This window comes from Bradyrhizobium ferriligni, assembly GCF_056837965.1.
Map to the genome: position 1 here is coordinate 12,304 of NZ_JBXEJO010000022.1, position 25,854 is coordinate 38,157.

Annotated in this window: 25 protein-coding genes; 10 read left to right on the forward strand and 15 right to left on the reverse strand. The window is 65.2% G+C overall.

What is annotated here, in order from left to right; all coding sequences use genetic code 11:
* Positions 1-37: 37 nt before the first annotated feature.
* On the forward strand, positions 38-1,270 hold the full coding sequence (locus AC1VNY_RS15050; RefSeq protein WP_482405727.1) for a hydantoinase/carbamoylase family amidase: 1,233 nt from the start codon (positions 38-40) through the stop codon (positions 1,268-1,270).
* 7 nt (positions 1,271-1,277) lie between these two features.
* Here the strand turns inward: AC1VNY_RS15050 and AC1VNY_RS15055 are convergent, their stop codons facing one another.
* On the reverse strand, positions 1,278-2,147 hold the full coding sequence (locus AC1VNY_RS15055; RefSeq protein ID WP_482405728.1) for a sulfite exporter TauE/SafE family protein: 870 nt from the start codon (positions 2,145-2,147) through the stop codon (positions 1,278-1,280).
* Positions 2,148-2,536: 389 nt separating this feature from the next.
* Between AC1VNY_RS15055 and AC1VNY_RS15060 the strand changes: the two genes are divergently transcribed.
* The 3 genes from AC1VNY_RS15060 to AC1VNY_RS15070 all read left to right on the forward strand — a co-directional run bounded on the left by AC1VNY_RS15060 (position 2,537) and on the right by AC1VNY_RS15070 (position 5,520).
* A complete protein-coding gene (locus AC1VNY_RS15060; RefSeq protein WP_482405729.1) occupies positions 2,537-3,574 on the forward strand; it encodes a PrsW family glutamic-type intramembrane protease in 1,038 nt (345 codons plus the stop codon).
* Positions 3,575-3,625: 51 nt separating this feature from the next.
* Positions 3,626-4,198, forward strand: coding sequence for an HdeD family acid-resistance protein (locus AC1VNY_RS15065; protein WP_482405730.1), 573 nt, complete (start codon positions 3,626-3,628; stop codon positions 4,196-4,198).
* A gap of 236 nt (positions 4,199-4,434) precedes the next feature.
* Positions 4,435-5,520 (forward strand): 3-deoxy-7-phosphoheptulonate synthase, encoded by a 1,086-nt coding sequence (locus AC1VNY_RS15070; RefSeq protein ID WP_482405731.1) that lies wholly within the window; start codon positions 4,435-4,437, stop codon positions 5,518-5,520.
* A gap of 66 nt (positions 5,521-5,586) precedes the next feature.
* Here the strand turns inward: AC1VNY_RS15070 and AC1VNY_RS15075 are convergent, their stop codons facing one another.
* The 4 genes from AC1VNY_RS15075 to epmA are packed head-to-tail and all read right to left on the reverse strand — an operon-like array spanning position 5,587 to position 8,236.
* Positions 5,587-5,853: a hypothetical protein gene (locus AC1VNY_RS15075; RefSeq protein ID WP_212058234.1), complete on the reverse strand. Its 267-nt coding sequence runs from the start codon at positions 5,851-5,853 to the stop codon at positions 5,587-5,589.
* 22 nt (positions 5,854-5,875) lie between these two features.
* The gene (locus tag AC1VNY_RS15080) at positions 5,876-6,088 is read right to left on the reverse strand and encodes a hypothetical protein (RefSeq protein WP_482405732.1); all 213 of its coding nucleotides are present in this window, start codon (positions 6,086-6,088) and stop codon (positions 5,876-5,878) included.
* A 7-nt stretch (positions 6,089-6,095) separates the two neighbouring features.
* Positions 6,096-7,187 carry a lysine-2,3-aminomutase-like protein gene (locus tag AC1VNY_RS15085; RefSeq protein WP_482405733.1) on the reverse strand — a complete coding sequence of 364 codons (1,092 nt, stop codon included), beginning with the start codon at positions 7,185-7,187 and terminating at the stop codon, positions 6,096-6,098.
* On the reverse strand, positions 7,184-8,236 hold the full coding sequence (gene epmA, locus AC1VNY_RS15090; RefSeq protein WP_482405734.1) for an EF-P lysine aminoacylase EpmA: 1,053 nt from the start codon (positions 8,234-8,236) through the stop codon (positions 7,184-7,186). Before epmA ends, AC1VNY_RS15085 begins: the two co-directional genes overlap by 4 nt.
* Before the next feature lie 509 nt (positions 8,237-8,745).
* Here epmA and efp point away from each other — a divergent pair.
* The 3 genes from efp to AC1VNY_RS15105 all read left to right on the forward strand — a co-directional run bounded on the left by efp (position 8,746) and on the right by AC1VNY_RS15105 (position 11,796).
* Complete coding sequence (efp, locus tag AC1VNY_RS15095; protein WP_482405735.1) at positions 8,746-9,312, forward strand: elongation factor P; 567 nt, start codon at positions 8,746-8,748, stop codon at positions 9,310-9,312.
* A gap of 128 nt (positions 9,313-9,440) precedes the next feature.
* A complete protein-coding gene (locus AC1VNY_RS15100) occupies positions 9,441-11,045 on the forward strand; it encodes a M23 family metallopeptidase (protein WP_482405736.1) in 1,605 nt (534 codons plus the stop codon).
* A gap of 328 nt (positions 11,046-11,373) precedes the next feature.
* Positions 11,374-11,796 (forward strand): DUF805 domain-containing protein, encoded by a 423-nt coding sequence (locus AC1VNY_RS15105; RefSeq protein WP_482405737.1) that lies wholly within the window; start codon positions 11,374-11,376, stop codon positions 11,794-11,796.
* A 21-nt stretch (positions 11,797-11,817) separates the two neighbouring features.
* Here the strand turns inward: AC1VNY_RS15105 and AC1VNY_RS15110 are convergent, their stop codons facing one another.
* The 3 genes from AC1VNY_RS15110 to AC1VNY_RS15120 form a co-directional block, all read right to left on the reverse strand.
* Positions 11,818-12,711 carry a dihydrodipicolinate synthase family protein gene (locus AC1VNY_RS15110; RefSeq protein ID WP_482405738.1) on the reverse strand — a complete coding sequence of 298 codons (894 nt, stop codon included), beginning with the start codon at positions 12,709-12,711 and terminating at the stop codon, positions 11,818-11,820.
* A 127-nt stretch (positions 12,712-12,838) separates the two neighbouring features.
* Entirely contained in the window at positions 12,839-13,345 is a 507-nt protein-coding gene (locus AC1VNY_RS15115; RefSeq protein WP_482405739.1) for a cupin domain-containing protein, read from the reverse strand.
* Positions 13,346-13,407: 62 nt separating this feature from the next.
* Entirely contained in the window at positions 13,408-13,863 is a 456-nt protein-coding gene (locus AC1VNY_RS15120) for a carboxymuconolactone decarboxylase family protein (RefSeq protein WP_482405740.1), read from the reverse strand.
* 95 nt (positions 13,864-13,958) lie between these two features.
* On the opposite strand from AC1VNY_RS15120, the gene AC1VNY_RS15125 reads away from it, so the two are divergent.
* Both AC1VNY_RS15125 and AC1VNY_RS15130 read left to right on the forward strand, forming a co-directional pair.
* Positions 13,959-14,534: a MarR family winged helix-turn-helix transcriptional regulator gene (locus tag AC1VNY_RS15125; protein ID WP_482405799.1), complete on the forward strand. Its 576-nt coding sequence runs from the start codon at positions 13,959-13,961 to the stop codon at positions 14,532-14,534.
* A gap of 140 nt (positions 14,535-14,674) precedes the next feature.
* Complete coding sequence (locus tag AC1VNY_RS15130; RefSeq protein WP_482405741.1) at positions 14,675-15,910, forward strand: lytic murein transglycosylase; 1,236 nt, start codon at positions 14,675-14,677, stop codon at positions 15,908-15,910.
* 102 nt (positions 15,911-16,012) lie between these two features.
* On the opposite strand, the gene AC1VNY_RS15135 is transcribed toward AC1VNY_RS15130, so the two are convergent.
* The 7 genes from AC1VNY_RS15135 to AC1VNY_RS15165 all read right to left on the reverse strand — a co-directional run bounded on the left by AC1VNY_RS15135 (position 16,013) and on the right by AC1VNY_RS15165 (position 23,731).
* Positions 16,013-16,831, reverse strand: a complete 819-nt coding sequence (locus AC1VNY_RS15135; protein ID WP_482405742.1) for an SDR family NAD(P)-dependent oxidoreductase — start codon at positions 16,829-16,831, stop codon at positions 16,013-16,015.
* A gap of 18 nt (positions 16,832-16,849) precedes the next feature.
* A complete protein-coding gene (gene recJ / locus AC1VNY_RS15140) occupies positions 16,850-18,691 on the reverse strand; it encodes a single-stranded-DNA-specific exonuclease RecJ (protein WP_482405743.1) in 1,842 nt (613 codons plus the stop codon).
* Positions 18,692-18,746: 55 nt separating this feature from the next.
* On the reverse strand, positions 18,747-19,466 hold the full coding sequence (locus AC1VNY_RS15145) for a haloacid dehalogenase type II (RefSeq protein ID WP_482405744.1): 720 nt from the start codon (positions 19,464-19,466) through the stop codon (positions 18,747-18,749).
* A 116-nt stretch (positions 19,467-19,582) separates the two neighbouring features.
* Positions 19,583-20,581 (reverse strand): class II fructose-bisphosphatase, encoded by a 999-nt coding sequence (glpX, locus tag AC1VNY_RS15150; protein WP_482405745.1) that lies wholly within the window; start codon positions 20,579-20,581, stop codon positions 19,583-19,585.
* 79 nt (positions 20,582-20,660) lie between these two features.
* Positions 20,661-21,980, reverse strand: a complete 1,320-nt coding sequence (locus AC1VNY_RS15155; protein WP_482405746.1) for a homoserine dehydrogenase — start codon at positions 21,978-21,980, stop codon at positions 20,661-20,663.
* 38 nt (positions 21,981-22,018) lie between these two features.
* A complete protein-coding gene (locus AC1VNY_RS15160) occupies positions 22,019-23,239 on the reverse strand; it encodes an LL-diaminopimelate aminotransferase (protein ID WP_016842955.1) in 1,221 nt (406 codons plus the stop codon).
* A 216-nt stretch (positions 23,240-23,455) separates the two neighbouring features.
* Positions 23,456-23,731: a hypothetical protein gene (locus AC1VNY_RS15165; RefSeq protein WP_016842954.1), complete on the reverse strand. Its 276-nt coding sequence runs from the start codon at positions 23,729-23,731 to the stop codon at positions 23,456-23,458.
* Positions 23,732-24,022: 291 nt separating this feature from the next.
* Between AC1VNY_RS15165 and AC1VNY_RS15170 the strand changes: the two genes are divergently transcribed.
* The gene (locus tag AC1VNY_RS15170; RefSeq protein WP_482405747.1) at positions 24,023-25,831 is read left to right on the forward strand and encodes a PHA/PHB synthase family protein; all 1,809 of its coding nucleotides are present in this window, start codon (positions 24,023-24,025) and stop codon (positions 25,829-25,831) included.
* Positions 25,832-25,854: the final 23 nt, after the last annotated feature.

Below are 25,854 nucleotides of genomic sequence, written 5' to 3' on the forward strand. Positions count from 1 at the left end.
AAGACGCGAAATCAAGACGGCAATCCGGAGTCCAGTCATGCCAGGCATCAACGGCCGCTTCGACGGCAAGCGCGTGCTCGCCGATCTCAACGCGCTGCGCGCGATCGGCGCCTACAAGACCGGCGTGCACAAGCCGACATTCTCCGAACCGCATCTGCGCTCGCTCGACTGGCTCGCGGCGCGTTTGCCCGACGCCAATCTCACCGCAACGATCGACGGCATCGGCAATGTGCTCGGCTCCAGCGCAAAGGCGGGACCAAAGCTGCTTGCCGGCTCACATCTGGAGAGCCAGAACCATGCGGGCTGGCTCGATGGGCCGCTCGGCGTGATCTACGCGCTGGAGGCGGCGCGCGTCATCAATACGGATCCGGATGCGAACGGCGCGGTCGAGGTCGCCGCGTGGTGCGACGAGGAAGGACATTTCGGCAGTTTCCTCGGCAGCCGGTCGTTTGTCGGCGCGGTGACCGAAGCCGACATCGATGCAGCCCGCGACCGCTCCAGCGATCGCACCATGCGCGATGCATTGCGCGACGCAGGCTTCGCCGGCCGCCCGCGCCTCAACGCCGAGGCCGGCCGCCACATCGGCTATCTCGAAGCGCATATCGAGCAAGGCGATACGCTGGAAAGCAGCGGGCTCAAGATCGGCGTCGTCACCTCGATCGTCGGCATCTGGCAGTATCGCATCACGTTCACCGGCGAGCAGAACCATGCCGGCACCACGCGGATGGCGGTGCGCAGGGACGCCGGCCTGGCGCTGGCGCGGTTCTGCGTCGCGATCGACGACAGCTTCCCTGCCCTGTCGGGTCCGCGCACGGTGTGGACCACCGGCCGCATCACGCTGGACCCGGGCGCGCCGAGCATCATCCCAGGCGGCGCCGAGATGCTATTTCAGATTCGTGACGACAATCCCGAGGTGATCGCACGTCTCGAGGAGCAGTTGCACCGCCTGGCGGCCGAGGCCACCGCTCAGGGCCGTTGCGGCGTGAAGGTTGAGCGCATCCGCACCGGGGTGCCCGCGATGATGACGCCCGCATTCCAGAATGCGATCGAAGCCGCGAGCGCAGCCTGCGCCGGCGGCAAATCGATCCGCATGCCGAGCGGCGCCGGCCATGACGCCCAGGTCCTCGCCACCATCATGCCGGCGGCGATGCTGTTCGTGCCGTCGATCGGCGGCATCAGTCATCACTGGAGTGAGAACACCGACGACGCCGATATCGTCACGGGGGCCGAGGTGTTTGTCGAAACCTGCCAGCGCCTGCTCGCAGGTTAGAGCAGCTTCAGGTCGGACCGCCCCGGTTGCCGGATTTCAGCGAAGCCAGCGCCTGCGAGTTCTGCACGGTGCCTCGCCTCGCGGTGAAGAAGACGTACAATAAGCAGACGTCGATCAGGATCGTGCCGGCCATGACGCTGTAGGCCCACGGGCTTTCCATCAGCTTCACTTCGATCAACACGCGCGACAGGCCGAATCCCACGACCCACGCATCAAAGCTCATGCAGATCCGGCGAAACGTCTCGGCGTCCAGCCGCCGGATCAGCCAGGCACCGAGCGGTATGCCGAGGACAACGCAGGGAACCAGCACGAACAAGAGGCTCCGGCTCTCGTCGATGAACAGACCGAGCTTGTAGTACGCGATTGCAGTCAGGCTGGACTCCGTCACCCGAACCAGTGCGAGACCGGCCCGAAACTCATCTTTGACGAGGCCCTGATTGTTGAAAAGGATCGCCAGCGGCGGGCCCGAAATGGTCGTGACCGAGTACAAGACCCCGAGCATCGTTCCAAAAGGCAGACCGACCAGCCATTTCGACTGGATCGGCCTCCGCCAACCGGCCGCCTGCAGCAGAATGAGCGGCAGAATGATCGAGTAGGTGGCGAACTTGGTCCAGCCGGGCTGAAGCGACGTCAGCGCAAAGGCTCCGACCGCGATGCCGGGCAGCATGCCGACGAGAATGGGCAGCACACGCCGCCACACTGCCGGAACACCGCTCAGGTTGATACACAGAACATACAGATTGACGAAGACTTCGACGATGACCACCGCGGGATTGAGGACGCGGTTGGTGTAGAAGACGAGTGCGACCGGCACCGTGAGCGAGGAAAACCCGTAACCAAGCGCGCCATTCACAAACGCCGCAAACAGCGCGATCACGGCAAGAACGATCACAGCAGAATCAATCGAAAGCATCTCTGGCTTTTACCGGATCAGTCGCCTTGCCCACGGCATTATAGCCCAACGAAGGGAACGCGGTGCCGAAAGCTGATTGGACCCGCAGGCCGCGATCCCATCCATCGTCGGGCTACCAAAGCTCCTGCGCCCGGAAAGGCCATGGGCCTGCCGCCGTCAGGAACCTGTCCGGGAGCCGCCCTCGGCCCTGAGCTGATCAAGGCCCGCAACGGCACCTTTCCAACCCGCTTTCGTAAGGCACCGTGGCATATTGGTCACGAGAACGGCATCAGACCGATTTGCAATCCGCTGAACTTGCTGCCATTTCTTCGGCACGCATCGCTTTGGTGCCATCAAAGGGGCCCGTCCGGCTCATGTTGTTGCTTGAGTCGCTTCCAACCGTCATCGGCGCCGCCGCCATTGCCCCCGCATTGTTGGTGTTGTGGCTCGTCATCGCCGCCGACGAGCGCCCCGGACCGCCGGTGCAGGTGTGGCTCGCCTTCGTGCTCGGCGCGGCCAGCATCTCGCTGCTCGGCCTGGCGCGAATTCCGTTCAATGCGCTGCTCGCCATTCCCGACAATCCCTGGGCGACGCAGGCGATGCGTGCAGTCTTCGGGGTCGCGGCACCGGAGGAGATCGTCAAGGTTCTCGTCATCGTCGCGATCTCGACGCGGCGCCGCGCCTTCGCCGATCCGATGGATACGGTGGTCTATGGCGCGGCCGCCGGACTTGGATTTGCCGCCTATGAGAACCTCGCCTATCTGGTCCAGCACAAGGACATGTGGCGCGCGCTCGCGGCGTTGCGCAGCGTGCTCACGGTGCCGTTCCACGGCGCGCTCGGTATCATCGCCGGCGCCTATCTTGCGATCGCGCGCTCCGGCGGCGCGCTCGGCGCCTACCGGGGTCACCGCGACTGGGCGCGCATGACGAACTGGGCGCTGGTGCTGGTCGCACCGGTCGCGCTGCACGCGGCGTTCGATTTTCCGCTGCTCGCGCTCCAGCGCATCCCCGATCTCGGCTCGACCACGCGGCTGCTGCTCGGCTCGGCCAGCGTGCTGATCGGCTTCTCCTCGATCGGCTTTGCAATCCGCCTGGTGCGACGCCTCGGCAAGCATCATGCGCCGCGCACCGACGTTGCGCGCGAGCGGCTCAGCCAGTTGCGGCGGATGTGGGCGCTGCTGCTGATCGGCGGCGGCGCCGGCTTTGCCGGCGTCTCCTTCCTGCTCACCTCGCTGCATCATTGGTACGTCAATCCCGAGCGCAATGCATCGTTCATCCTGGTCCCGATCGGCTTCACCTCGATCCTGATCGGACTGGCGCTGCTGATCGCGACCACCGCCGTCTACTTCCTCGGCCGCAACCGGATGCGGACCGCCTCGGAGGGCTTTCCGTCCGCACCGAGCCAGAGTTAGGATAACGCCGCACGCGCGCAGCCTTTACGTTCGCAGATCCGGAGAGCCGCGATGATCCTGTCCAACGACCTCGACAAGCTGCGATCGGAAATGCAGGCCGCGGTGAAGGCGCATTGGAAGGCCTTCCTGTTCGAGGGCATCCTGCTGGTGATCCTCGGCATCGCCGCGATGATCGTGCCGACCTTCGCGAGCCTCGCCGTCACCATCTTCCTCGGCTGGATGTTCCTGATCTCAGGGATCGGCGGGCTGATCGTGACGTTCTGGGCGCGCAACATGCCGGGCTTCTGGTGGTCGCTGATTTCGGCCGCGCTCGCCGTGCTGGCCGGCATGGTGCTGCTCGCCCGTCCGATGCAGGGCGTGCTGACGCTGACCATCGTGGTCGGCGCCTATTTCGTCGCCGAGGGCGTCGCCACCATCATGTACGCGCTGGAGCACCGCCGCGAATTGTCGGGACGCTGGTCCTGGCTGCTGATCGCCGGCCTGATGGACGTCGTGATCGCCTTCTTCATCATCGCCGGCTTGCCGGAATCCGCAGGATGGGCGATCGGCCTCCTCGTCGGCCTCAACCTGATGTTCGGCGGTGCGACCCTGATCGGCATGGCGTTGGCGGCGCGCAACACCTGACGCCGAACCGCGGGGGGCTTGCTTTTGGGGGGTGACAGCCCCAAATCCCTGCGCTATAGAGCCGCCCCATGATCACATCCGCCACCAGCTATTTTTGGTACTTTAGCTACGACAGCTCGCTGGCGGCAGGAGGATCGCGCTCAATCTGAAGAATTGCAGCAAACGTCCAAAACAAGCCGCCAGACCTGGCGGCTTTTTTGTGTGCCGGCAGGTCCCGAACTCCAAAGGAGCCAGCCGTGTTGAGTACGACAGACGATCTTCGCATCAAGGAATTGAAAGAGCTCAGTACGCCCGAAGAGGTGATGCGGGAGGTCCCGCGCACCCTGACGGCGACCCGGGTGGTGATGGGCGCCCGCAACGCCGTCCACGCGATCCTGAACGGCACCGATGACCGCCTGCTGGTCGTCGTCGGCCCCTGCTCCATCCACGATCCCGCGGCGGCCGTCGATTACGCCGAGCGCCTCGCCAGCCTGCGCGAACAGCTCGCCGACCGCCTCGAGATCGTGATGCGGGTCTATTTCGAGAAGCCCCGCACCACCGTCGGCTGGAAGGGGCTGATCAACGATCCCGATCTCGACGGCAGCTTCGACATCAACAAGGGCCTGCGGCTCGCCCGCAACGTGCTGTCGGCGGTGAACAATCTCGGCCTACCGGCCGGCACCGAATTCCTCGACATGACGACGCCGCAGTACATCGCAGATCTGGTCTCCTGGGCCGCGATCGGCGCACGCACCACCGAGAGCCAGATCCATCGCGAGCTGGCTTCCGGGCTGTCCTGCCCGGTCGGCTTCAAGAACAGCACCGACGGCGGCGTGCGGATCGCGGCGGACGCGGTGAAGTCGGCCTCGCACCCGCATCACTTCATGGCGGTCACCAAGGGCGGCCGTTCGGCGATCGCCGCCACCAGCGGCAACGAAGACTGCCACGTCATCCTGCGTGGCGGCCGGGCGCCGAACTATGATGCCGCGAGCGTCGATGCTGCCGCCGGCGAGCTCGGCCGCGCCGGTGTCGCAGCGCGGCTGATGATCGACACCAGCCACGCCAACAGCAGCAAGAAGCCGGAGAACCAGCCGGCGGTTGCCGCCGACATCGCGCGCCAGGTCGCAGGCGGCGAACAGCGCATCATCGGCGTGATGATCGAGAGCAATCTTGTTGCGGGACGCCAGGACGTCGTGCCGGGCAAGGCGCTGACCTACGGCCAGAGCATCACGGATGGCTGCATCGACCTCGGGACGACGGCTGACGTGCTGAAGCAGCTGGCCGATGCCGTCGACGCAAGGCGCAGCGTGCGGCGTGACGGCCTGCAGGAGCGTTCGGCCTGAAGCGGCCGGACGGATTGAGCATTGCCGGCGGGGCGTACATCGCGCTCCGCCGGTCTCTTCCGTGGCTTAGCAGCCGCGGCAGATGCTCTTGATCTTCTTGTCGAGCGCCGCGTCTTCCTTGTTGGCCTGACTGTTCGGATCGCTGATGTTCTTCTCGCTGCCAACGTCGCCGCGGCGCGGCTGACGATGTCCGATCGGCGCCTCCGGGACCGTTCCGCCCTTCTGCATGGAGGACGATCCGCCCTGCTGCTGCGCCCATGCCTGGGACGTGCCAAGCTGGGGCGCTCCGGCCGCAACCATCATCAGAGCCATCAACAAAACTGTCTTCCGCATCTCGCGTCTCCGCTTCTCAACCCTATCGCGCCCGTTCCGGGACCTCGACGGTAGCACAGTTGCGTCGCCCCTGCGCTGCGCAATCCTGTACCTTCCGTATATCGGCCATCGTGCCAAGGAGCCAGATTCCCGCGGCGGCCAGCACCACAAAGAAGCCGAACATCACAGCATTTTCGATGCTGCGGTTGCCCTCGTCCTCGGGCGGCTCCTGCCGTCCGTCCCTGGCCCCGCTCATCGCCGCCTCAGGATTGTGGCGGGTAAAGATGAACGTCGCCGCAATAATCGACGATACGGTAGTGCTGTTCCACCGGATCTTCACGTTCGCGGGAAGCCGGCTGCGACAAATAGCTCGGGCCGATCGGCGCCTTGCCGTGGCCGCCGGGGATGTCGAGCACATAATCCGGCTGACAAAGTCCGGACACACGCCCGCGCAACGCCCGCATCAATTCCTGCCCGGCTTCGATCGTGGTGCGCAAATGCGCAGTGCCGGGCGCAAGGTCGCCGTGATGCAGATAATAGGGCTTGATCCGGCACTCCACGAAGCCGCGCATCAGCGCCTCGAGCGTCGCAGCATCGTCATTGACGCCGCGCAGCAGGACGGACTGGCTCACCAGGGGAATGCCGGCGTCGGCAAGGCGCGCGCACGCCGCGCGGGCATTGGTGCTCAGCTCACGCGGATGGTTGGCGTGGATCGCAATCCAGGTCGTCGCGCCTTCGACCCGCAATGCAGCGACCATCTCGGGATTGATACGGCCCGGATCGGCGATCGGAACACGGGTGTGGAGACGAACGATCTTCACATGATCGATCCCGGCGAGATCGGCCATGATCTCGGTCAGCCTGCGTGGCGACAGCATCAAGGGATCGCCGCCGGTCAGGATGACTTCCCAGATCTCCGAATGGCTGCGGATGTAATCCAGCGCCGCACGGTAGGCGTCATCGGACAAGGCCGAGGCCTTTCCCGGCCCGACCATTTCGCGCCGGAAACAGAACCGGCAATACACCGCGCAGACATGGACGAGCTTGAACAACACCCGATCGGGATAGCGATGCACGATTCCGGCGACCGGCGAATGCGCATCGTCGCCGATCGGATCGGCGTTCTCGCCCGGCTGCTCGACGAGTTCGTCGGCGCTCGGGATGAACTGCCGCGCGATCGGGTCGGCGGGATCGGCCGGATCAATCAGCGCGGCGAGCTCCGGCGTCACCGCGACCGCGTAGCGCGCAGCGACCCGCTCGAGCCCGGCAAGTGCTGCGACCGGCGCGAGCCCGGCATCGACCAGCTCGCGCGGCTGTCGCAATGTCGCCGCCAGTTTTGGATCGATCCTGTTCATGTCTCTCCCGCAGGCGGTGTCCAGACCACCTGATCAATTCGTGGCGCGCCGCTCGCCAGCATCACCAGCCGGTCGAAGCCGAGCGCGACGCCGCTGGCCTCCGGCATCTGGCCGACCGCGGCAAGGAAATCGTCGTCGAGCGGATAGCGCTCGCCATAACGGCGAGCCTTCTCGTCCATCGCTGCGGTGAAACGATGGCGCTGCTCGGCCGAATCGGTCAGCTCGCCGAAGCCGTTGGCGAGTTCGACGCCGCAGGCATAGACCTCGAAACGCTCGGCGACATCAGGATCGCCGGCCTTGGTGCGCGCCAGCGCGGCCTCTGGCGAGGGATATTCGAACAGCACCGTCAGACGGCCCTGCCCCAGTTGGGGCTCGACATGCTCGACCAGCACCTTGCTGAAGATATCGGACCAGGTGTCGTCATCTGCAACCCGCACCCGCGCTGCTGCAGCCGCCGCAAGCGCCTCGCGATCGCCCGCGCCGCCCGTGATCGTCGCCAACAGATCGATGCCGGCGAAGCGCTCGAAAGCTGCCGCGACCGTCAGCAATTCCGGATCGGCAAAGGGATCGGCCATCCTGCCACGGAATGAAAACCGCCCGATCCCGGTCGCCTGCGCCGCATGGGCGATCACGACGATCGTGTCGGCCATGATGGCGTCATAGCCGGCATTGGCGCGGTACCATTCCAGCATGGTGAATTCGGGCAGATGCAGGTCGCCGCGCTCGCGGTCGCGGAACACCCGCGCGAACTCGTAAATCTTCGGCTCGCCGGCCGCGAGCAGCTTCTTGCAGGCGAACTCCGGCGAGGTGCGCAGATAGCGCGGCGCATGCGAGCCATCGGCCTGCCTGAGCTCGGTGCGGGGCGCGTGCAGATGGGTCTCGTTGCCCGGCGATATCTGCAGGATCGCAGTCTCGACCTCGGCAAATCCTTGCTCCTCGAACCAGGCGCGCACCGCTCGCGTGATCGCGGCCCGCGCCTGCAGGAACGGCCTGCGGTCAGCGTAGCGCTGCGGCATCCACCAGGGCGACGGCTGGTCATGAGCTGTCATCGCAAGAGCATCCTCATGGATTCAACATCAACGAGCCGCCATCCGCACTCATGAGTCTTGCACAACCAATTGATTCCAAACAAATTCATAAGCCCGCACAGCCCCCGGCCTTCGCGGAACGCGGCGAGGCTGGTCCCTTCTTGTCGAAAGACGCGCACCTTGTCCATCTGCGCGCCTGGCTGAACCTGAACGACGGCTCGACATCCAAGGAGAGGAACGCCTTTCCCTTGGGCCGAGGACTGGCGCTGCCTTTACGATCTGATAACCGGGACATTCTCGGTTCCTGCAAGCTTTGCCAAGCACAACCGGACCGCACTGAAAACGCCCGATCCGGCCCGAAAATAGGGCCGATCGGCGCGGCCGGGACGGTTGGCAACCTTGCGAATTCGGCCGCAAAAGACTGGCATCTCAGGGACAAATCAGTATGTTGCAGCCCGAAATCGCCGCCATGGCCGAGGCGCTGCCGATCCGGTTGGCGCCCTTAGGCTCTCAAATTCAGGAAAACACCTTTGAAAGTCATCGCCAGTTCCATCCGCAAGGGCAACGTCATCGAGCAGGACGGCAAGCTCTATGTGGTCCTTTCCGCCGAGAACATTCATCCCGGCAAGGGCACCCCGGTCAGCCAGATCGAAATGCGCCGCATCGGCGACGGCGTGAAGGTCTCGGAGCGCTACAAGACCACCGACCAGGTCGAGAAGGCCACCGTCGAGGACCACAACTACAACTACCTCTATGAAGATGGCGACGGCTTCCACTTCATGAATAACGACAACTACGACCAGGTCCAGGTCTCCAAGGAAATCGTCGGCTCGTCTGCGCCGTATCTGCAGGAGAACATGACCGTTAAGCTCTCGATGCACGAGGGCAACCCGGTCGCGATCCAGCTGCCGCAGCGCGTGACGCTGGAAGTGGTCGAGACCGAGCCCGTGACCAAGGGCCAGACCGCCTCCTCGTCCTACAAGCCCGCGATGCTCTCCAACGGCATCCGCACCGGCGTGCCGCCGCACGTTTCCACCGGCACGCGCATCGTGGTCATGACCGAGGACGGTTCCTACGTCGAACGCGCCAAGGACTGAGCGCTTGAGGCGCGGTGGGATTTGAAATGAATCGTCACCGCGCCTCAACTTGTTGGTTAAGCATCAACTTTACCGAAAACCGCTACACACTTTTCCGGAACTTGCTTTAGTCTCTCGGGCGATCAGACATGAGCCCGGGGAGTACAGTGAACAGGAAGGTGGTCAGCTTCGTCAGTTGCTGGCTGGCAGCCCTGCTCTCGCCTCTTCACGGCGCCCATGCCGACGAATTCCGAACGCCATCGATCTCGGCCATGCGGGTCGAATGGCGTGCCGTGCTCGACCAGTTGCGGCAGGAGATCGGCAGCCGCCCGGCCGTCTCCGCCGGCTTCACTTTCGCCGGACAACGCCGCGTTCCTTCCACCGATCCGCGGGCGACGCCTGCGCTGGTGCAGTTGAACGCGGTGACGTCGCCGCTGTTTCCCGGCATCGCGCAGAGCCCGATCCCGGTGCTGCTGCCGTTCGATCCCGCCAGCTATCTCGACGCGCGGCAAAACGGTGCGCCGGACAGCCTGTCGATCGCGCGCTACCAGGCCGACTTCCGCCCGGTCGATTTCTTCCATGCCGGTGCGTCGGGCTACGATGCCGTGTTCTCGCTCGACCCCGGCGCCGGTGACGGCATGCCGCCGCGAACATTTGCGAAGCCGGTCGAGGTGCAGATTTCCGGCTCGAACCTGGTCTACGACCTCGCCGACCGGCTCGGCGGCAAGGGCGATCCGGTCAAGACGCTGGCCGCGCAGTTTCCGGACCTGCGCCGCTTCATTCGCGAGGGCTATGTCCGCTACGCCTTCACCCGCTTCGGGATTCCCTATGTCGTGTCGATCCAGTGCCTCGACAGCGCGCCGCGGCCGAAGCGGCTGGCCTGCCGCGAGGCCTATCCGGTCGTCGAGCGCTTTCTGAAGGCTTTGCGCATCGCCGGCGGCCAGCCGTCACGGCCGCGCAGTGACGTCCCCTCCGACATCGCCGAGCGGCCCGCCGCGCAATCCGCCGACTTCACCTACCACCCGAGCGGCGACATCGTCGCGGGCAGCGGCGGCCGCAGGCAACAAGGCGGCCACGCCGACTTCACCGTCTATTCGCAGATCCGCTTTCCGCTCGAGAAGGCGCCGGCCTTCGCGCACTCGCAATCCTTCGCCAGGCGCAAGCCCGGCGCGGCCGTCGACGTGTATCCCTGGCAGGACAATTTCTGCGAGGCGCGCAGCTTCGAGGTCGGCCAATGCGCGAGCGGCTACGGCCATCAGGGCCAGGACATCCGCCCCGGCGCATGTCCTGTCGACAGCAAGGATGGTTGCGACCCCAAACAGCAGGCGGTCGTTGCGGTGCGCGACAGCATCGTGATCCGCTCGCCGCAGCAGCAGGCCGCGACATTGCAGGTCAACACCCGCACCGAGCACGTCCGCTTCCGCTACATGCACATGAACCCGTCAGTGATGGATGGCGACGGCCTGCTCAACGGACGCCGCGTCAGCGAGGGCGAGAAGATCGGCGTGGTATCGAACTATCTCGACCATCCCAACGGCACCTCGCGGCATCTGCATTTCGACGTTCAGGTGTTCACGCGCGACGGCTGGCTGTGGGTCAATCCCTACACCACGCTGGTGTCGGCCTATGAGCGGCTGATCCGCGGCCGCGGCCGCGAGATCGGACCGGAGCCTGGACCTGCGGCCGCCGTGGCCCATGCCCTGCCCGACGACGTCTTGCATCGCATCGACACCCAGGAGGGTGGCGGCAATTAGCGCGTTGTCGAGCGAAGTGGACACCGGTTCGGGGCGCACTGCCAAAATATCGAAAACAACCCCATGCAAAGTAGCCGGCGGCTGCCGTCGTTCGACACGACAACTTGACACGTCGGGCAAATCAGCGGCACTATTCCATTATTCCGAAATTGTGCAAACGCCCACCGCAGGTTCCATTCGGAATCGCATCGATGCGCGCCATGTCGCGGCGACAATTGCCAGCTTGAATGATCATGATGGAAGCAGCAATCCGCGGGAACCTGTCCCGCTTTGACCATCGGACGCAAGTCTCTATCAGATGCCCATTCAGGCTGGACCATAACCAAGCATGCTCTCGACCTTCAGCTGGTTCTTTCTTTCGGTGAAAGGCCGCATCAGCCGGCAGGAATTCGGCCTGGGATTTTTCGGCCTCGTGCTGGTCGACATGCTCGTCATTCGCATCGGCGTGAGGCTCGACCCTGGTCCACGGTACTACGACAGCAGCCCGCCCGCCGACGAACTGTCCGTCCTGCGCTTGCTGCTCATGCTGTCATTGTGGCCATTCGCCGCGATCCTGGTGAAGCGGCTGCACGACCTCAACGTCTCGGGCTGGTGGGCGCTGACGATCCTCGCCATTCCTCACCTCGCCGCCGCGCTGCACGTCAAATATTGGATCCCCTATCTGGCGCTCGTCGCAACGCTGAGCGTGCTGCCGGGATCGAAGGGGGACAACCGGTTCGGCCGCGACCCACTGGCGCGCGCCGGCATCTAGCGTCTTGCGCCGCGGTTGCGATCAATCGATCTCGATCGCAGCCAACGTCTCCTTGACCCGCCTCTGAGCGTCCGCGGGGAGCGGCAATATCGGACGTGGAGGCTCAGCCGCACAGATCCCTCTGAGATTGGCAAGTGCGTAGACGACGCGCAGACTGGAATATGTCCTGAACAGATCCCAAAGCGGCTGCAGACGCGCGTTGAGCTCTCGCGCCCGGGCCGCATCGCCGCTGGTCGCGGCGCGAACGATGTCAACGCAGACCTTCGGGAAGATTCCTGCGACAACGCTGTACCACGTATCTGCGCCCGCCAGCAGCGCCTCGGTGCAATTCCAGTCGGCGCTGTAACCCAACGCAACGCTGTCCGGAACGACAGCCCGCAATTCCCTGAGATGGCCCGCCACCGTCGAAGCATCCAGCACCGGACTTTTTACCGCGACGATTCCGTCCACACGACCCAACCGGCCGATGAGCGCCGGCGTGAATTGAAAATGGGTCGTTCCGGGATTGTCATAGATGCAGATCGGCAACCCGCTCTCGCGGGCCACGGTTTGAAAATGCTCAAAGACCTCGTCATCGGTCAGCGGCGTATAGGAAACCGCCGCCAACAGGCCTGCCGTCGCGCCCGCATCGCGCGCATCCTGGGCCAGCCGCACCGCATCGTCGGTGCGCAGTGCGCCAATGCCAACCAGTATTGGTGTGTTGCCATCTGCCAAGGCGGTGGCCGCCTGCACGGCGCGCCGCCGCTCATCGCGGCTGAAATACGGATATGAGCCGGTACTGCCGAGCAGCCCGACCGAATCCACCTTCGCCGCAATCAAGGGGTCGAGCAAGGCGCGGAGCGCCCCCGCATCGACCCGTCCATCCCGGTTCGAAGGCGTTATCGGGAAGGCAGAGAGCCCCTTCAGACTGATCATTGGTTCGTCCCTCGTCGGCGGCTGTCGCCGTAACCTGCCGCGCAATCAATCCACCCGCCCCGTCGCGCGCAAGGTCCAGTTTCACGCGAACTGGGCACCAAACTGGTCCAGTGCTTCCGGCCGGTCGTTATTCGAGCATCGTGGTCAGCTGCGCGCCCTCATCAGCCACAAACACCGCGATCAGCTCCGCCGGCTCCGTGGTGCTCGCATTGGCCGAGACCATGTGGGTCGAGCCCGGCGGCTCGAAGAAGGACTGCCCGACCTTGAAGGTTTCGACCGGCCCGCCGCCAAGCTGGGAGCGGATTTCACCCTTGGTGATGTAGGCAGTCACCGAACCGGAATGGCGGTGCGGCGGCGTGAAGCCGCCGGGACCATAGAACACGCGCACCACCGTGACGCGCTTGCCCGCCACATTGGGTAGCGCGTGGGAGGTGATGACCTCGACCTTGTCGAGCGGCGACGCCGCATTGGCGCTGGCGCACAGCGGCGCGATGACGGAGGAGATCGCGTCCATCGGGGTCGGCAGTGCCTTGCCGATCACGAAGGCGGAGGCCAGCCCCGCGATCACGGCCAGCGCGACCGGCCGCGGCGGCCGCGCGAATGAAAGAGATGGAGTCATTGCCATCGAGGTCATTGTTTTTCTCCCTGTCAGTTGCCGTTTGATCCGTCTCGACGTTACGAAGCCGCGTCCGCACGCTACCGGCGCGGCGGCGGCGTCCAGCGATAGGCCGCGCCGAACCGGTTCCAGACATTGATCGAAGCGATCGCCGAGGTCAGGTAAGTCAGCTCCTGCTCGGAGAATTCGGCGGTGGCCTGCGCATAGACCTCGTCGCTGACGCCGTTCGGCAAGGTGGTCAACGCTTCGGTCCAGGCCAGCGCAGCGCGCTCGCGCGGCGAGAACTGCGGCGCCTCGCGCCACACCACGACGAGGTTCAGCTTGTCGGTGGGCACGCCGAGGCTCTCGCCCTGCAGGATGTGATACTGCACGCAAAACGCACAGCCGTTGATCTGCGAGGCGCGCAGCTTGACCAGCTCGAGCAGCTGCTTGTCGAGGCCGGCCTTCGCCGCGAACTGGCCGAGCGCGCGCACGGCGGCGAAGACGTCGGGCGCGAGCTTCTCGAAGTCGGTGTATTCCTTGCGGGCATGTGACATTGGCCTGGCCTCATGTTATCAGTGTACTGATATATTATCAGAGCTCTGATATCATCGGCAAGATGCGGACATCGGCGAAGGCGACGGCAGGCGACATGGCGGCAATGCAGAAACGAGGCAAATCCGGCACCGCCGAGCGGCGTCCGGTCGGAAAGGCCGCCGGCCGAAGGGCCGCAGCGAATGCGGGATCGACCGCAGGCGACGTCCTGCTCGCCCCTTCCGTCCCGGCGCCGGGCGAAGGCAAGCGCGGCGAGCAGGGCTATCTCGCCTATCTGCTGCGCCAGGCCCACGCGGCCTCGCGGCTGTCGATGGAGCGCCAACTGGGACGGCTCGGCGTCACCTCGCCGCAATTCGTCGTGCTGACGATGCTGAAAGCCTATCCGGGGCTCTCGGGCGCCGATCTGGCTCGCGTCGCGCTGCTGACGCCGCAGACCGTGAGCGTGATCATCCGCAACCTCGAGCGCGACGGCGCAATCGGCAAGACGCCGCACCCCGTCCGTGGCCGCGTGCTGCAATGGACCCTGACCGGCCATGGAACCGCGCTGCTGGAGAAATGCCGGCAGTTCGCCCAGGCCCATGAACGCCGGCTCGCCGCCGGCCTCGATGCCAGGTCGGAACAGGTGGTGCGCCGGTGGCTGTCAAAAATCGCCACAGATTTGCAGGATAGCTAGAGCATGACCCGGAAAAGTGGGAACCGGTTTTCCCTCGCGACAAACGCGGAACGCGTTTGCGCGGAGGTCATGCTCAAAACAATGGCTCCTGCGGCGGCGTGGCTTTTGGCTCGCCCGATCGGCGCCGCTACACTGGCCCGATGAAACAGCCTGATTCTCCGAAATCCCCTGCCCGCCGCGCCGTCCTGAAGGCCGGGCTCGCGGCCGGCGCGGTGCTCGTCAATCCGATCGACGCGCTCGCGGCCGCCCCTCCCGGCTTCGACCAGTGGCGCGACAATTTTCGCGCCCGCGCGCTGGCAAAAGGCATTTCGGAGGCGACCTGGACTCGCTGCATGGGACAGGTCGAGCCCGACATGAGCGTGTTCAGGCAGATGCGCAACCAGCCTGAATTCCACGAGCAGATCTGGCAGTACATCAACCGCCGCGTCTCCGACTGGCGGATCATCCACGGCCGGGAGGCACTGAAGAAGAACGAGGCGCTGTTCGGCCGGATCGAGCGCGACTTCGGCGTCGAGCGCGGCACGCTGCTCGCGCTGTGGGGCGTCGAGTCCGCCTATGGCGATCCGCTGGTGCAGCAGAACCACATGACGCCGGTGTTTCCCTCGCTGGCGGCGCTCGCCTGGAACGAGCCGCGCCGCAAGGCCTATTGGGAGACCGAACTGATCAACGCGATGAAGATCGTGCAGCGCGGCTGGAGCACGCCTCAAGAGATGAACGGCTCCTGGGCCGGCGCGATGGGGCATTCGCAGTGGATGCCGGAAGTCTGGCTCAATGTCGGCTTCGATTATGACGGCGACGGTAAGGTCTCGCCGTTCGGCCGGCCCGACGACGCGCTGGGCTCGACCGCGAAATATCTCGTCAATCGCGGCAAATGGCACCGCGGCGAGCATTGGGGCTACGAGGTCCGCGCGCCCGGCGGCGGCGCCAGCGGCAGCCGCACCTATGCGGCCTGGGCCAGCGCCGGCGTGACGCGCGCCGACGGCCAGCCGTTTCCGCAGCCGAACGCATCAGCGCAACTGTGGATCCCGGTCGCAGGTGGTCCGGCCTTCCTGCTCGGTCCGAACTTCAATTCGGTGAAGAGCTACAACCCGTCGATGAACTACGCACTGGCGATCTGCCATCTCGGCGATCGCTGCCTCGGCGGGCCGCCCTTCATCCAGCCCTTCCCGGGCTCGGAGCGCGCGCTGACACTCGCCGAGGTGCAGGAGATGCAAACGCGGCTGACCAAGGCCGGCTTCGACACCGGCGGCACCGACGGCCGCGTCGGCAACGACACCATGAAGGCGATCAAGGATTTTCAGATCAAGATGGGCCTGTTGCCCGCCGATGGTTATGGCGGGCTCAAGGTGCTGGCGCGGTTACGGCAAGGCGGCTAACAACCGTCATCGCGATCTGCGTAGCCCGGGTGAGCGAAAGCGATACCCGGGGACGCATTTCCCGCATGTCGCTCCGCTCATGCGGGCTACGACAGTTTGCTGCTAGCCGCTCGGAGGCTGCCGCACGACGCCGCCGGCGTTCATGCCGCCGTCGATCACGAGCTCGCTGCCGGTGACGTAGCGCGAGGCGTCCGAAGCGAGATAGAGCACGCCTTGCGCGATCTCGATGGCCTGGCCGGCGCGGCCCAGCGGCGTGGCGAATCTCGCGCGCTCCTCCGGATCGATCGGCGCGTTCTGGCCGGCGCCGGTCGCGCCGGTCGGGATCTTGCCCCAGATCGGCGTGTCGATGATGCCGGGATGCACCGAGTTGACGCGGATGCCGTCGCCGATCTGCGCGCACTCCATCGCGATCGACTTGGCCAACAGCCGGACCGCGCCCTTGGTCGCGCTGTAGCCGGAGAGCGTCGCTGCACCGCGCAGGCCCGCGAGCGAGGACATCATGATGATGGAGCCGCCGCCAGTTTTACGCATCAGCGGCAGCGAATGCTTCACCGACAGGAACACGCCGTCGATATTGATGGCGGTCTGGCGGCGCCAGTCGGCGAGCGACATCTCGACAATCGAAGGCGCCCCGATGCCGATACCGGCGTTCGAGACCATGATATCCAGGCGGCCATAGCGCTTGCCGATATCAGCGACAACCTCGATCCAGCGCTCCTCGCTGGTGACATCCTGCGGCAGAAAGACCACGTCGCGACCAGCCTTCTTCAGCCGCGCTGCGAGCTCCGGTCCCCTCAACTCATCGATATCGGTGGCAACAACGGTCGCGCCTTCCTGCGCGAGCAATTCAACGATGGCCTCGCCAATGCCTGATGCGCCGCCGGTCACCAGTGCGACCTTGCCTTCAACCTGTCCTGACATGTCCTCTCCCAACGTTTCTTATCGGATCACCGTCGGGCCCTGATCCGGCACCGCGACGTCGAGGACACGGAATTGCACACGTTCGGTGCCTTGCCAACGGTCGACCGCAAGAGAGCCCGCCACGTGCAATTGTTGCCCGCGATTTTGCGTCAAGGCGCTGCCGAGCTTCTGTCCGACGGAACGGAATGCGATACCGTTGACGATCGAGCCGTCGCCGGACTTGAAGCGCAGCCGCAGATGCGCCTGCCCGACTTCGTCGGCATAGACCAGCTGATGCGACGGCAGCGCGATCACCGGCTCCGGATTGGCACTGCCGAACGGGCCCGCGCGATTGAGCGTCGCCGCGAATTCCGGCGTCACCGCGCGCGCGGTCACGGCGCCGTCGATCAACAGCTCGTTCTCGTGACGCGAATTGGCGACGTCGGCCGCCAGCGCGCTCTCCATGTAGGCGCGGAATTCGGCGAGCTTCTCCTTGCGCAGGGTGACGCCGGCCGCCATCGCGTGCCCGCCGCCCTTCATCAACAGGCCGTCATGCACCGCCTGCCGAACCGCCTTGCCGAGATCGACGCCGCCGATCGAGCGGCCCGATCCGGTGCCGATGCCGCCGGGCTCCAGCGCGATCGCAAACGCGGGACGCGCGAACTTCTCCTTCAGCCGCGCCGCGACCAGCCCGACCACGCCGGGATGCCAGCCTTCCGCCGCGGTGACGATGACAGCGCCCTTGTCCTCGAGCCCGAGCGAGGCCAGCGCCTCGGCCTCGGCCTGTGCCTCGGCGGCCTGCTCGATGACGCGCCGCTCGGCATTGAGGCGATCGAGTTCGGCCGCGATCCGCGCAGCTTCGGAGACGTCGCCTTCGAGCAACAACCGCACGCCGAGATCGGCGCGCCCGATACGCCCGCCGGCATTGATGCGCGGTCCCAGCATGAAGCCGAGATGCCAGGCCTCCGGCGGGCCGTTGAGGCGCGCGACATCCATCAGCGCGGTGTGGCCGACATGGTCGCGGCGGCGCATCGCGATCAGGCCCTTGGCGACGAAGGCCCGGTTGAGCCCGATCAGCGGCGCGACGTCGGCCACGGTGCCGAGCGCGACGTGATGCAGCACGCTGAGCAGGTCCGGCTCCGGCATCTCGCCGGTCCAGAAGCCGCGCTGGCGCAGTTCGCGATTCACCGCGACCAAGGTCACCAGCACGAGGCCGACCGCTGCGAGATGGCCGAGCCCCGAGAGATCGTCGGGCCGGTTCGGATTCACCAGTGCGTCGACCTCGGGCAACACATCGCCGGTCTGGTGATGATCGATCACGACGACCGACATCCCGAGCTTCCTGGCTTCCGCCAGCGGCTCGATGCTGGTGGTGCCGCAATCGACCGTGACGAGCAGCGTCGCGCCCTTCGCCGCCAGCGCGCGCACGGCGTCGACGTTCGGCCCATAGCCCTCGAAAATGCGATCGGGAATGTGGATCAGCGGGTCCAGCCCGCAATGGCGCAGATGCCAGGTCAAGAGCGCGGCCGAGGTCGCGCCGTCGACGTCATAGTCGCCGAAGATCGCGACCTTCTCGCCGCGTATTGCAGCGTCCGCGATGCGCTTGGCCGCGTGCTCCATCTCGGTGACCGTGTGGGGGTCCGGCATCAGCTTGCGGATGGTCGGATCGAGGAAGTCGGCGACCTCGTCGATCCCGACGTCGCGCCCCGCCAGAACGCGAGCCAGCATTTCCGGCAGGTTGTGACGCTGCACGATCGCGAGCGCCCGCGCCGCCCCGCGCGCATCCAGCCGGTCGCGCCAGAGTTTTCCGGTCAGCGACCGCGTCACACCGAGGAACGCCTGTGGCGCCTCAACGGGCAGTGCGGATGCGTGCAGCGTCATGATCCTTTCCCAATCAGGCAGGAATCGTAACGCCTCGATGATTTGTGGACCAGTTCTAGCAGCCCATCCGGCCGGCGATTTCCCCGAAATCCTTGGCCACGATGTCCCACTCGCCGGTGGCCTCGAAATCGACCTTTTGCAGCGGGCCGTATTCGGTCGGACGCGCCACGAAGGCGGTCTTCAGGCCGAGCTTCTGCGCGTGCTTCAGGTCGTAATTGTGCGCGGCGACCATCATCACCTGCTCCGGCGGCAGGCAGAGCAGCTTCGCGGCGCCGAGATAGGTTTCAGGGTCGGGCTTGTAGTGCTCGAACAACTCGGCCGACATCACGAGGTCCCAGGGCAGGCCTGCGAACTTCGCCATATTGGTGAGCAGCGCGACGTTGCCGTTGGAGAGCGGCGAGATGATGTACTTGGTCTTCAGCCGGGTCAGGCCGGCGACGCTGTCGGGCCAGGCGTGCAGGCGATGCCAGCCCAGCGTCAGATGCTGCAGGTCGGCCTCGGTCAGCCCCTTGACGTCGAACTGCGCGACGAGTTTTTCCAGCGAGCGGCGGTGCAATAGGTCCAGGATGACGTAGCCGTTCTGCGGGTTCTTGCGCACCTCGTCCATCGAGGCCGCATAGACCGCGCGCCAGCCGTCGACCAGCGCGGTCCAATCGGCCTTGATACCGCGCGTCTCGCCCCATCTGGTGAAGTCGTTGATCAGGCTGGTGCGCCAGTCGACGACGGTCCCGAACACGTCGAATACCAGCGCCTTGACCCCGGACAGATCGGACATGCGCATCTCCCATTGTTGTTCTTGTTGGTTTGTCATTCCGGGGCGCGCGTGAGCGCGAACCCGGAATCTCGAGATTCAGGGGCGTCCGAAGGAAGCCCCTGAAACGCCCGCATGTCTTAGTCGAGGTGGAATTTCTCGAGCTGCCGATGCTCGGCCTTGATGTAGCGCACGGTACCGGTGACCGAGCGCATCACGACCGTCTCGGTCTCGATCACGTCCTTCTTGAACTTCACGCCGGTCAGCAGCGAGCCGGTGGTGACGCCGGTGGCGGCGAACAGACAGTCGCCCTTGGCCATGTCCTCGATGCCGTAGATCATCTTCGGATCGGTGACGCCCATCTTGTGCGCGCGCTCGCGCTTCTCCTCGGTATCGAGGATCAGGCGGCACTGCATCTGGCCGCCGATGCAGCGCAGCGCCACCGCCGCGAGCACGCCCTCGGGCGCGCCGCCGGTGCCGATATACATGTCGACGCCGGTCTCATCGGGCTTGGCACAGTGAATGACGCCGGCGACGTCGCCGTCGGTGATCAGCTGCACGGCAGCGCCGGTCGAACGCACGCTGTTGATGATGTCGGCATGGCGCGGACGGTCGAGCACCAGCACGTTGATGGCGGTCGGGGCAACGCCCTTGGCCTTGGCGAGCCGGCGGACGTTGTCGGCGGGCGGCGCGTCGAGCTCGATCACGTTCTTGGCGAAGCCGGGACCGATCGCGATCTTCTGCATGTAGACGTCAGGCGCGTGCAGCAGCGTGCCGCCATCGGCCATCGCCATGGTGGCGATCGAGCCCGGCATGTTCTTGGCGCACAGCGTGGTGCCTTCGAGCGGGTCGACTGCGATGTCGACCTTGGGGCCCGCATTGAGGCCGACCTTCTCGCCGATGAACAGCATCGGCGCCTCGTCGCGCTCGCCCTCGCCGATCACGACCGTCCCCTCGATCGGCAGCTTGTTGAGCTCGCGCCGCATCGCATCGACCGCGGCCTTGTCGGCGGCCTTCTCCTGGCCGTGGCCGCGCAGCCGCGCGGCCGACACCGCCGCGCGCTCCGTCACGCGCACGATTTCGAGCGTCAGGATGCGCTCGAGCAGCATCTGCGGCGGAACGGAAATATGGGTCGACATCGGCGTACTCCTTAAGCCTCGGGGACAGGCCAGCCTGCCCGCATCAATCGTCTCACGCCCGACCCGTTCAGGCCATGCGCTAGTTTTTCTCGATCCGGATCACCTGCGGCCGGCCGCTGATGACCTTATCGCGCTGCACTGCGGCCAACGCGCGATGCACGGCATCCTCGCTGGTCGCATAGGTAATCAGAATGACCGGGACCGGTGAAGGTTTTTTGGCCGCACCGTTCACATCGACGCCATCCGGGTGCCGTTGCACGATGGATTCCAGAGATATCTTCTGTTCCGCCAGCCGGGTGGCGATTGTTGCGGCAGTGCCTGCAAGATCGCGCGCCATCAGGCGGATATAATAGCCACCCTCATGGCGTTCCATCGGCGCCTTGGTGGTGTCGCGCAACCGCTCCACCGGCCGTCCGAACGGCTTGGCACGGATACCGCGGGCGACATCGGCGATGTCGGCGACCACGGCCGAAGCCGTCGCGCCGCCGCCGGCGCCGGGTCCCACCAGCGTAATCGGCGGAATCCCCTCGCCGTCGATCGCGACCGCATTGGTGACGCCCATCACCTGCGCAATCGAGGATGATTTCGGCACCATGGTCGGATGCACGCGCTGCTCAATGCCCTTTGCCGTGCGCACTGCGACGCCGAGCAGCTTGACGCGGTAACCGAGTTCCGCGGCGGCCTTGAGGTCTTCCGGCGTGATCGAGGAGATGCCTTCGACATAAACCGCGCTTTCAGCGACCTTGGTTCCGAAGGCGAGGCTCGCCAGGATTGCGAGCTTCTGCGCGGTGTCGTGACCATCGACGTCGAACGACGGGTTGGCTTCGGCATAGCCGAGACGCTGGGCGTCCTTCAGACACTCCTCGAACGACAGGCCCTCCTGCTCCATCCGGGTCAGGATGTAGTTGCAGGTGCCGTTGAGGATGCCGTAGACGCGGTTGACACTGGTGCCGGCGAGGCCCTCGCGCAGTGTCTTGATGACCGGGATCGCCGCACCGACCGCCGCCTCGAAATTCAGCGCGCCGCCGTGCTTCTCGGCCGCCGCGGCGAGACGCAATCCATGCTTGGCGATCAGCGCCTTGTTGGCTGTCACGACCGACTTGCCGGCCTTCAGCGCGGTCTCGATCGCGGACAGCGCGGGATCGCCGGCGCCGCCCATCAATTCGACGAAGCAGTCGATATTGGGATCTTCGGCGAGCGCCTCGGGGCTCTTCGCCCAGGCGATGCCGCGCAGGTCGAGGCCGCGCTTCTTGGCTTTCGAGCGCGCCGTGACCGCGACGACGCGAACGCCGCGGCCGCTGCGCTCGGACAGCGCCCGTCCTTGCGTTTCGATGAGGCGGACGACATCGGCACCGACGGTGCCGAGCCCCGCTATGCCCACGTTCAGGGGTGCGACCATGGATTTAAGGGACCTGGAGATTAAGCAACCTGGAAGGATTAGCGTCGGTTGGCGAGAGGAACGACGTTGTGCAACGTTTCGATGCCGCTTTCAAGGAAGCGGCGCACGCCGCGCGCGGCCTGCCGGATGCGCTGCTCGTTCTCCACCATCGCAATGCGGACATAGCCCTCGCCATGCTCGCCGAACGCCACGCCGGGCGACACCACGACGCCGGATTTCTCCACCATCAGGGTCGCGAACTGCATGCTGCCGACCGCCTCGAACGCCTTGGGCAGCGGCGCCCAAGCGAACATCGAGGCCTGCGGCGGCGGAATGTCCCAGCCGGCGCGGCCGAATGACTCGACCAGCGCATCGCGGCGCTTGCGGTAGGTGTCGCGCATCTCGCGGATGCAGTCGTCGGGACCGTTCAGCGCCGCGGTCGCCGCCACCTGGACCGGTGTGAAGGCACCGTAATCGAGATAGGATTTGACCCGCGCCAGCGCCGCGATGATCCGCTCATTGCCGACCGCAAAGCCCATGCGCCAGCCGGCCATCGAGAACGTCTTCGACATCGAGGTGAACTCGACGGTGACGTCGATCGCACCTGGCACCTGCAGCACCGATGGCGGCGGATTGTTCTCGTCGAAATACACCTCGGCGTAGGCGAGATCGGACAGGATGAAGATGTCGTGCTTCTTCGCGAACGCGACGAGGTCCTTGTAGAAGTCGAGGTCCGCGACATAGGCGGTCGGGTTCGACGGATAGCAGACGATCAGCGCGATCGGCTTCGGGATCGAATGGATGATCGCCCGCTCGACCGCCTCGAAGAACTGCGGCGTCGGCTCCGAGGGCACCGAACGGATCACGCCGCCCGCCATCAGGAAGCCGAACGCATGGATCGGGTAGCTCGGATTGGGGCACAGCACGACGTCGCCGGGCGCCGTGATCGCCTGTGCGACGTTGGCAAACCCCTCCTTCGAGCCGAGCGTCGCAACCACCTGGGTGTCGGGGTTGAGCTTGACGCCGAAGCGGCGCGCATAATAGGCGGCCTGGGCCTTGCGCAGGCCGTTGATGCCGCGCGAGGCCGAGTAGCGGTCGGTCCGCGGCTTGCCCAGCGTCTCCTTGAGCTTCTCGATCACATGCGGCGGGGTCGGCAGGTCCGGGTTCCCCATGCCCATGTCGATGATGTCGGCCCCGGCGTTGCGCGCGGCCGCCTTGGCCTGGTTGACCTTCTCAAAGACGTAAGGCGGCAGACGGCGAATGCGGTAAAAATCTTCCATGGGACCCTTGCTCCGACAACCGCGATGCCAGAATCGACCCCCTTGGTCCAGTTTGCGGAAGCCGGCTCGGCCTCTGACAGAAATCGCACTGAATCAATGACTTAGAGCGAATTCAGGCGCACGATCTGGGGGCTGCGGCCGGATCTGCGGTTGAACTGGGTTTCTTTTAGCACGGACACCGGGCGGCGCCAGCGCTGATCGGCCGTTTGTCGGGCGCTACTTCCCGCTTTGGGCGGCCGTCGAGGCCTGGCGCGCGCGCGCGGCAATCAGCTCCTGCTCGATCTTGGCCTGGTCCGCCGGCTTGATCGTCGGATCGGCGCGGTCGGGCGGAAGATCATGGACCGGCAGGTAGCCGCCGGCATCCTTTTCCCGCGCCGGCGCATCGGCCGGCATCGTCATATCGGCGATCGTGCTCGAGCACCCGCTCAGCGCCACCAACGACGCGAGCAGCACTGCGGCCGCGAGCCCCCTGTTCATTCGATCGATCGGCATGCGCCGAATTGTCCCCAACAAGCTAGCGCGCACGTCGCACGTTGCCGACACGGGTCGCACTGGTACGAGCCTTGCAGCGTCCCCGCTGCGTTAATTTCGACTTTAGCGTTTCAAACCATTGTCGCCCGAAACGCTTAAAGCGGGAACACCAAAAGCGACCCCTGAGGCTTCAATATGACGGAACAAAGATTTTTTCTCGCACCGCAACAGAGCGAAATGCTGGATTTTGACTGATTTGCGTTGCCGCACCGCGCGATGACGCCCTCCAAACGACGCGATAATGTACCGCAGATGAGCAACGTTAGTATCGACACCCAGACCACCCCGAAATTCAACGCGGAAGCCTTCGCCATGAACATCGCGCGGGCGATGGAGAGCAGCGGCCAGGCGCTGGCAGCCTATCTCAAGCCGCGCCAGACGGGAGAAGTCCGCGACAAGCCGCCGAATGAGCTCGGTGAGGTGATCAAGACCTTCAGCGTGATCGCCGAATACTGGCTGTCCGACAAGGAGCGCGCCTCGTCGCTGCAGATGCAGCTCGGCAAGGACTACCTCGACCTCTGGGGCTCAGCGGTGCGCCGCATGGCCGGCGAGGCCGATGCCAGGCCGGCGATCGCCCCGGCCCCGCGCGACAAGCGCTTCCAGGATCCGGAATGGAAGTCGAACCAGTTCTTCGACTTCATCCTGCAGCTCTATCTGCTGACCTCAAAATGGGCGCAGCAGCTGGTCCATGACGCCGACGGGATCGATCCCCACACGCGCAAGAAGGCCGAATTCTACGTCCAGCAGATCACCAACGCGCTGGCGCCGTCGAACTTCGTGCTGACCAATCCGGAGGTGCTGCGCGCCACCGTCGAGACCAATGGCGACAATCTGGTGCGCGGCATGAAGATGCTGGCCGAGGATATCGAGGCCGGCCACGGCACGCTGCGGATCCGCCAGTCCGACTCGAGCAATCTCGAGGTCGGCGTCAACATGGCGACGACGCCGGGCAAGGTGATCTTCCAGAACGAGCTGATGCAGCTGATCCAGTATTCGCCGGCGACCGAGAACGTGCTGCGCACGCCGCTGCTGATCGTGCCGCCCTGGATCAACAAGTTCTACATCCTCGATCTGCGCCCCGAGAAATCCTACATCAAATGGTGCGTCGACCAGGGCATCACGGTGTTCGTGATCTCCTGGGTCAATCCGGACAAGGAGCTCGGCAAGAAGACCTGGGCCGACTACATGACCGAAGGCCCGCTGACGGCGATGGACGTGATCGAGAAGGTCACCGGCGAGATGAAGGTGCACACCGCCGGCTATTGCGTCGGCGGCACCCTGCTCGCCTCGACGCTCGCCTATCTCGCCGAGAAGCGCCGCCAGCGTGTGACATCGGCGACGTTCTTTGCCGCGCAGGTCGACTTCACCCATGCCGGCGATCTGCTGGTGTTCGTCGACGAGGACCAGATCTCGGCGCTCGAACGCGACATGCAGGAATCCGGCGTGCTCGAGGGCAGCAAGATGGCGATGGCCTTCAACATGCTGCGCTCGAACGACCTGATCTGGTCGTATGTCGTGAACAATTATCTGAAGGGCCAGACGCCCTCCTCGTTCGACCTGCTGCACTGGAATTCGGATGCGACGCGGATGCCGTCGTCGAACCACTCCTACTACCTGCGCAACTGCTATCTGGAGAACCGGCTGTCGACCGGCACCATGGTGCTGGACAACACGCTGCTCGATCTGTCGAAGGTGAAGGTGCCGGTCTACAACCTCGCCGCCCGCGAGGATCACATCGCGCCGGCGGAATCGGTGCTCTACGGTTCGCAGTTCTTCGGCGGTCCGGTGAGATATGTGCTGTCCGGCTCCGGCCATATCGCCGGCGTGGTCAATCCGCCCGCGTCGAAGAAGTACCAGTACTGGACCAACGACAACATCAAGGACATGAAGCTCGCCGACTGGCTGAAGGCCGCCGAGGAGCACAAGGGCTCGTGGTGGCCCGACTGGCGCGGCTGGCTGGAAAGCCATGATCCGGAGACGGTCCCGGCGCGCATGGTCGGCTCCAACGGCACGCAGGTGCTCGAGGACGCCCCGGGCAGCTATGTCCGCGTCCGCGCGTAGCGCCAAGTCTCCCGCTCAGCTAT

Bases quoted from the DNA above. Each gene is read 5' to 3' on its own strand.
- AC1VNY_RS15050 (WP_482405727.1), top strand. From the start codon at position 38: ATGCCAGGCATCAACGGCCGCTTCGACGGCAAGCGCGTGCTCGCCGAT.
- AC1VNY_RS15060 (WP_482405729.1), top strand. From the start codon at position 2,537: ATGTTGTTGCTTGAGTCGCTTCCAACCGTCATCGGCGCCGCCGCCATT.
- AC1VNY_RS15065 (WP_482405730.1), top strand. From the start codon at position 3,626: ATGATCCTGTCCAACGACCTCGACAAGCTGCGATCGGAAATGCAGGCC.
- AC1VNY_RS15075 (WP_212058234.1), bottom strand. From the start codon at position 5,853: ATGCGGAAGACAGTTTTGTTGATGGCTCTGATGATGGTTGCGGCCGGA.
- AC1VNY_RS15080 (WP_482405732.1), bottom strand. From the start codon at position 6,088: ATGAGCGGGGCCAGGGACGGACGGCAGGAGCCGCCCGAGGACGAGGGC.
- AC1VNY_RS15085 (WP_482405733.1), bottom strand. From the start codon at position 7,187: ATGAACAGGATCGATCCAAAACTGGCGGCGACATTGCGACAGCCGCGC.
- epmA (WP_482405734.1), bottom strand. From the start codon at position 8,236: ATGACAGCTCATGACCAGCCGTCGCCCTGGTGGATGCCGCAGCGCTAC.
- AC1VNY_RS15100 (WP_482405736.1), top strand. From the start codon at position 9,441: ATGAGCCCGGGGAGTACAGTGAACAGGAAGGTGGTCAGCTTCGTCAGT.
- AC1VNY_RS15105 (WP_482405737.1), top strand. From the start codon at position 11,374: ATGCTCTCGACCTTCAGCTGGTTCTTTCTTTCGGTGAAAGGCCGCATC.
- AC1VNY_RS15110 (WP_482405738.1), bottom strand. From the start codon at position 12,711: ATGATCAGTCTGAAGGGGCTCTCTGCCTTCCCGATAACGCCTTCGAAC.
- AC1VNY_RS15115 (WP_482405739.1), bottom strand. From the start codon at position 13,345: ATGACCTCGATGGCAATGACTCCATCTCTTTCATTCGCGCGGCCGCCG.
- AC1VNY_RS15120 (WP_482405740.1), bottom strand. From the start codon at position 13,863: ATGTCACATGCCCGCAAGGAATACACCGACTTCGAGAAGCTCGCGCCC.
- AC1VNY_RS15125 (WP_482405799.1), top strand. From the start codon at position 13,959: ATGGCGGCAATGCAGAAACGAGGCAAATCCGGCACCGCCGAGCGGCGT.
- AC1VNY_RS15130 (WP_482405741.1), top strand. From the start codon at position 14,675: ATGAAACAGCCTGATTCTCCGAAATCCCCTGCCCGCCGCGCCGTCCTG.
- AC1VNY_RS15135 (WP_482405742.1), bottom strand. From the start codon at position 16,831: ATGTCAGGACAGGTTGAAGGCAAGGTCGCACTGGTGACCGGCGGCGCA.
- recJ (WP_482405743.1), bottom strand. From the start codon at position 18,691: ATGACGCTGCACGCATCCGCACTGCCCGTTGAGGCGCCACAGGCGTTC.
- AC1VNY_RS15145 (WP_482405744.1), bottom strand. From the start codon at position 19,466: ATGTCCGATCTGTCCGGGGTCAAGGCGCTGGTATTCGACGTGTTCGGG.
- glpX (WP_482405745.1), bottom strand. From the start codon at position 20,581: ATGTCGACCCATATTTCCGTTCCGCCGCAGATGCTGCTCGAGCGCATC.
- AC1VNY_RS15155 (WP_482405746.1), bottom strand. From the start codon at position 21,980: ATGGTCGCACCCCTGAACGTGGGCATAGCGGGGCTCGGCACCGTCGGT.
- AC1VNY_RS15160 (WP_016842955.1), bottom strand. From the start codon at position 23,239: ATGGAAGATTTTTACCGCATTCGCCGTCTGCCGCCTTACGTCTTTGAG.
- AC1VNY_RS15165 (WP_016842954.1), bottom strand. From the start codon at position 23,731: ATGCCGATCGATCGAATGAACAGGGGGCTCGCGGCCGCAGTGCTGCTC.
- AC1VNY_RS15170 (WP_482405747.1), top strand. From the start codon at position 24,023: ATGAGCAACGTTAGTATCGACACCCAGACCACCCCGAAATTCAACGCG.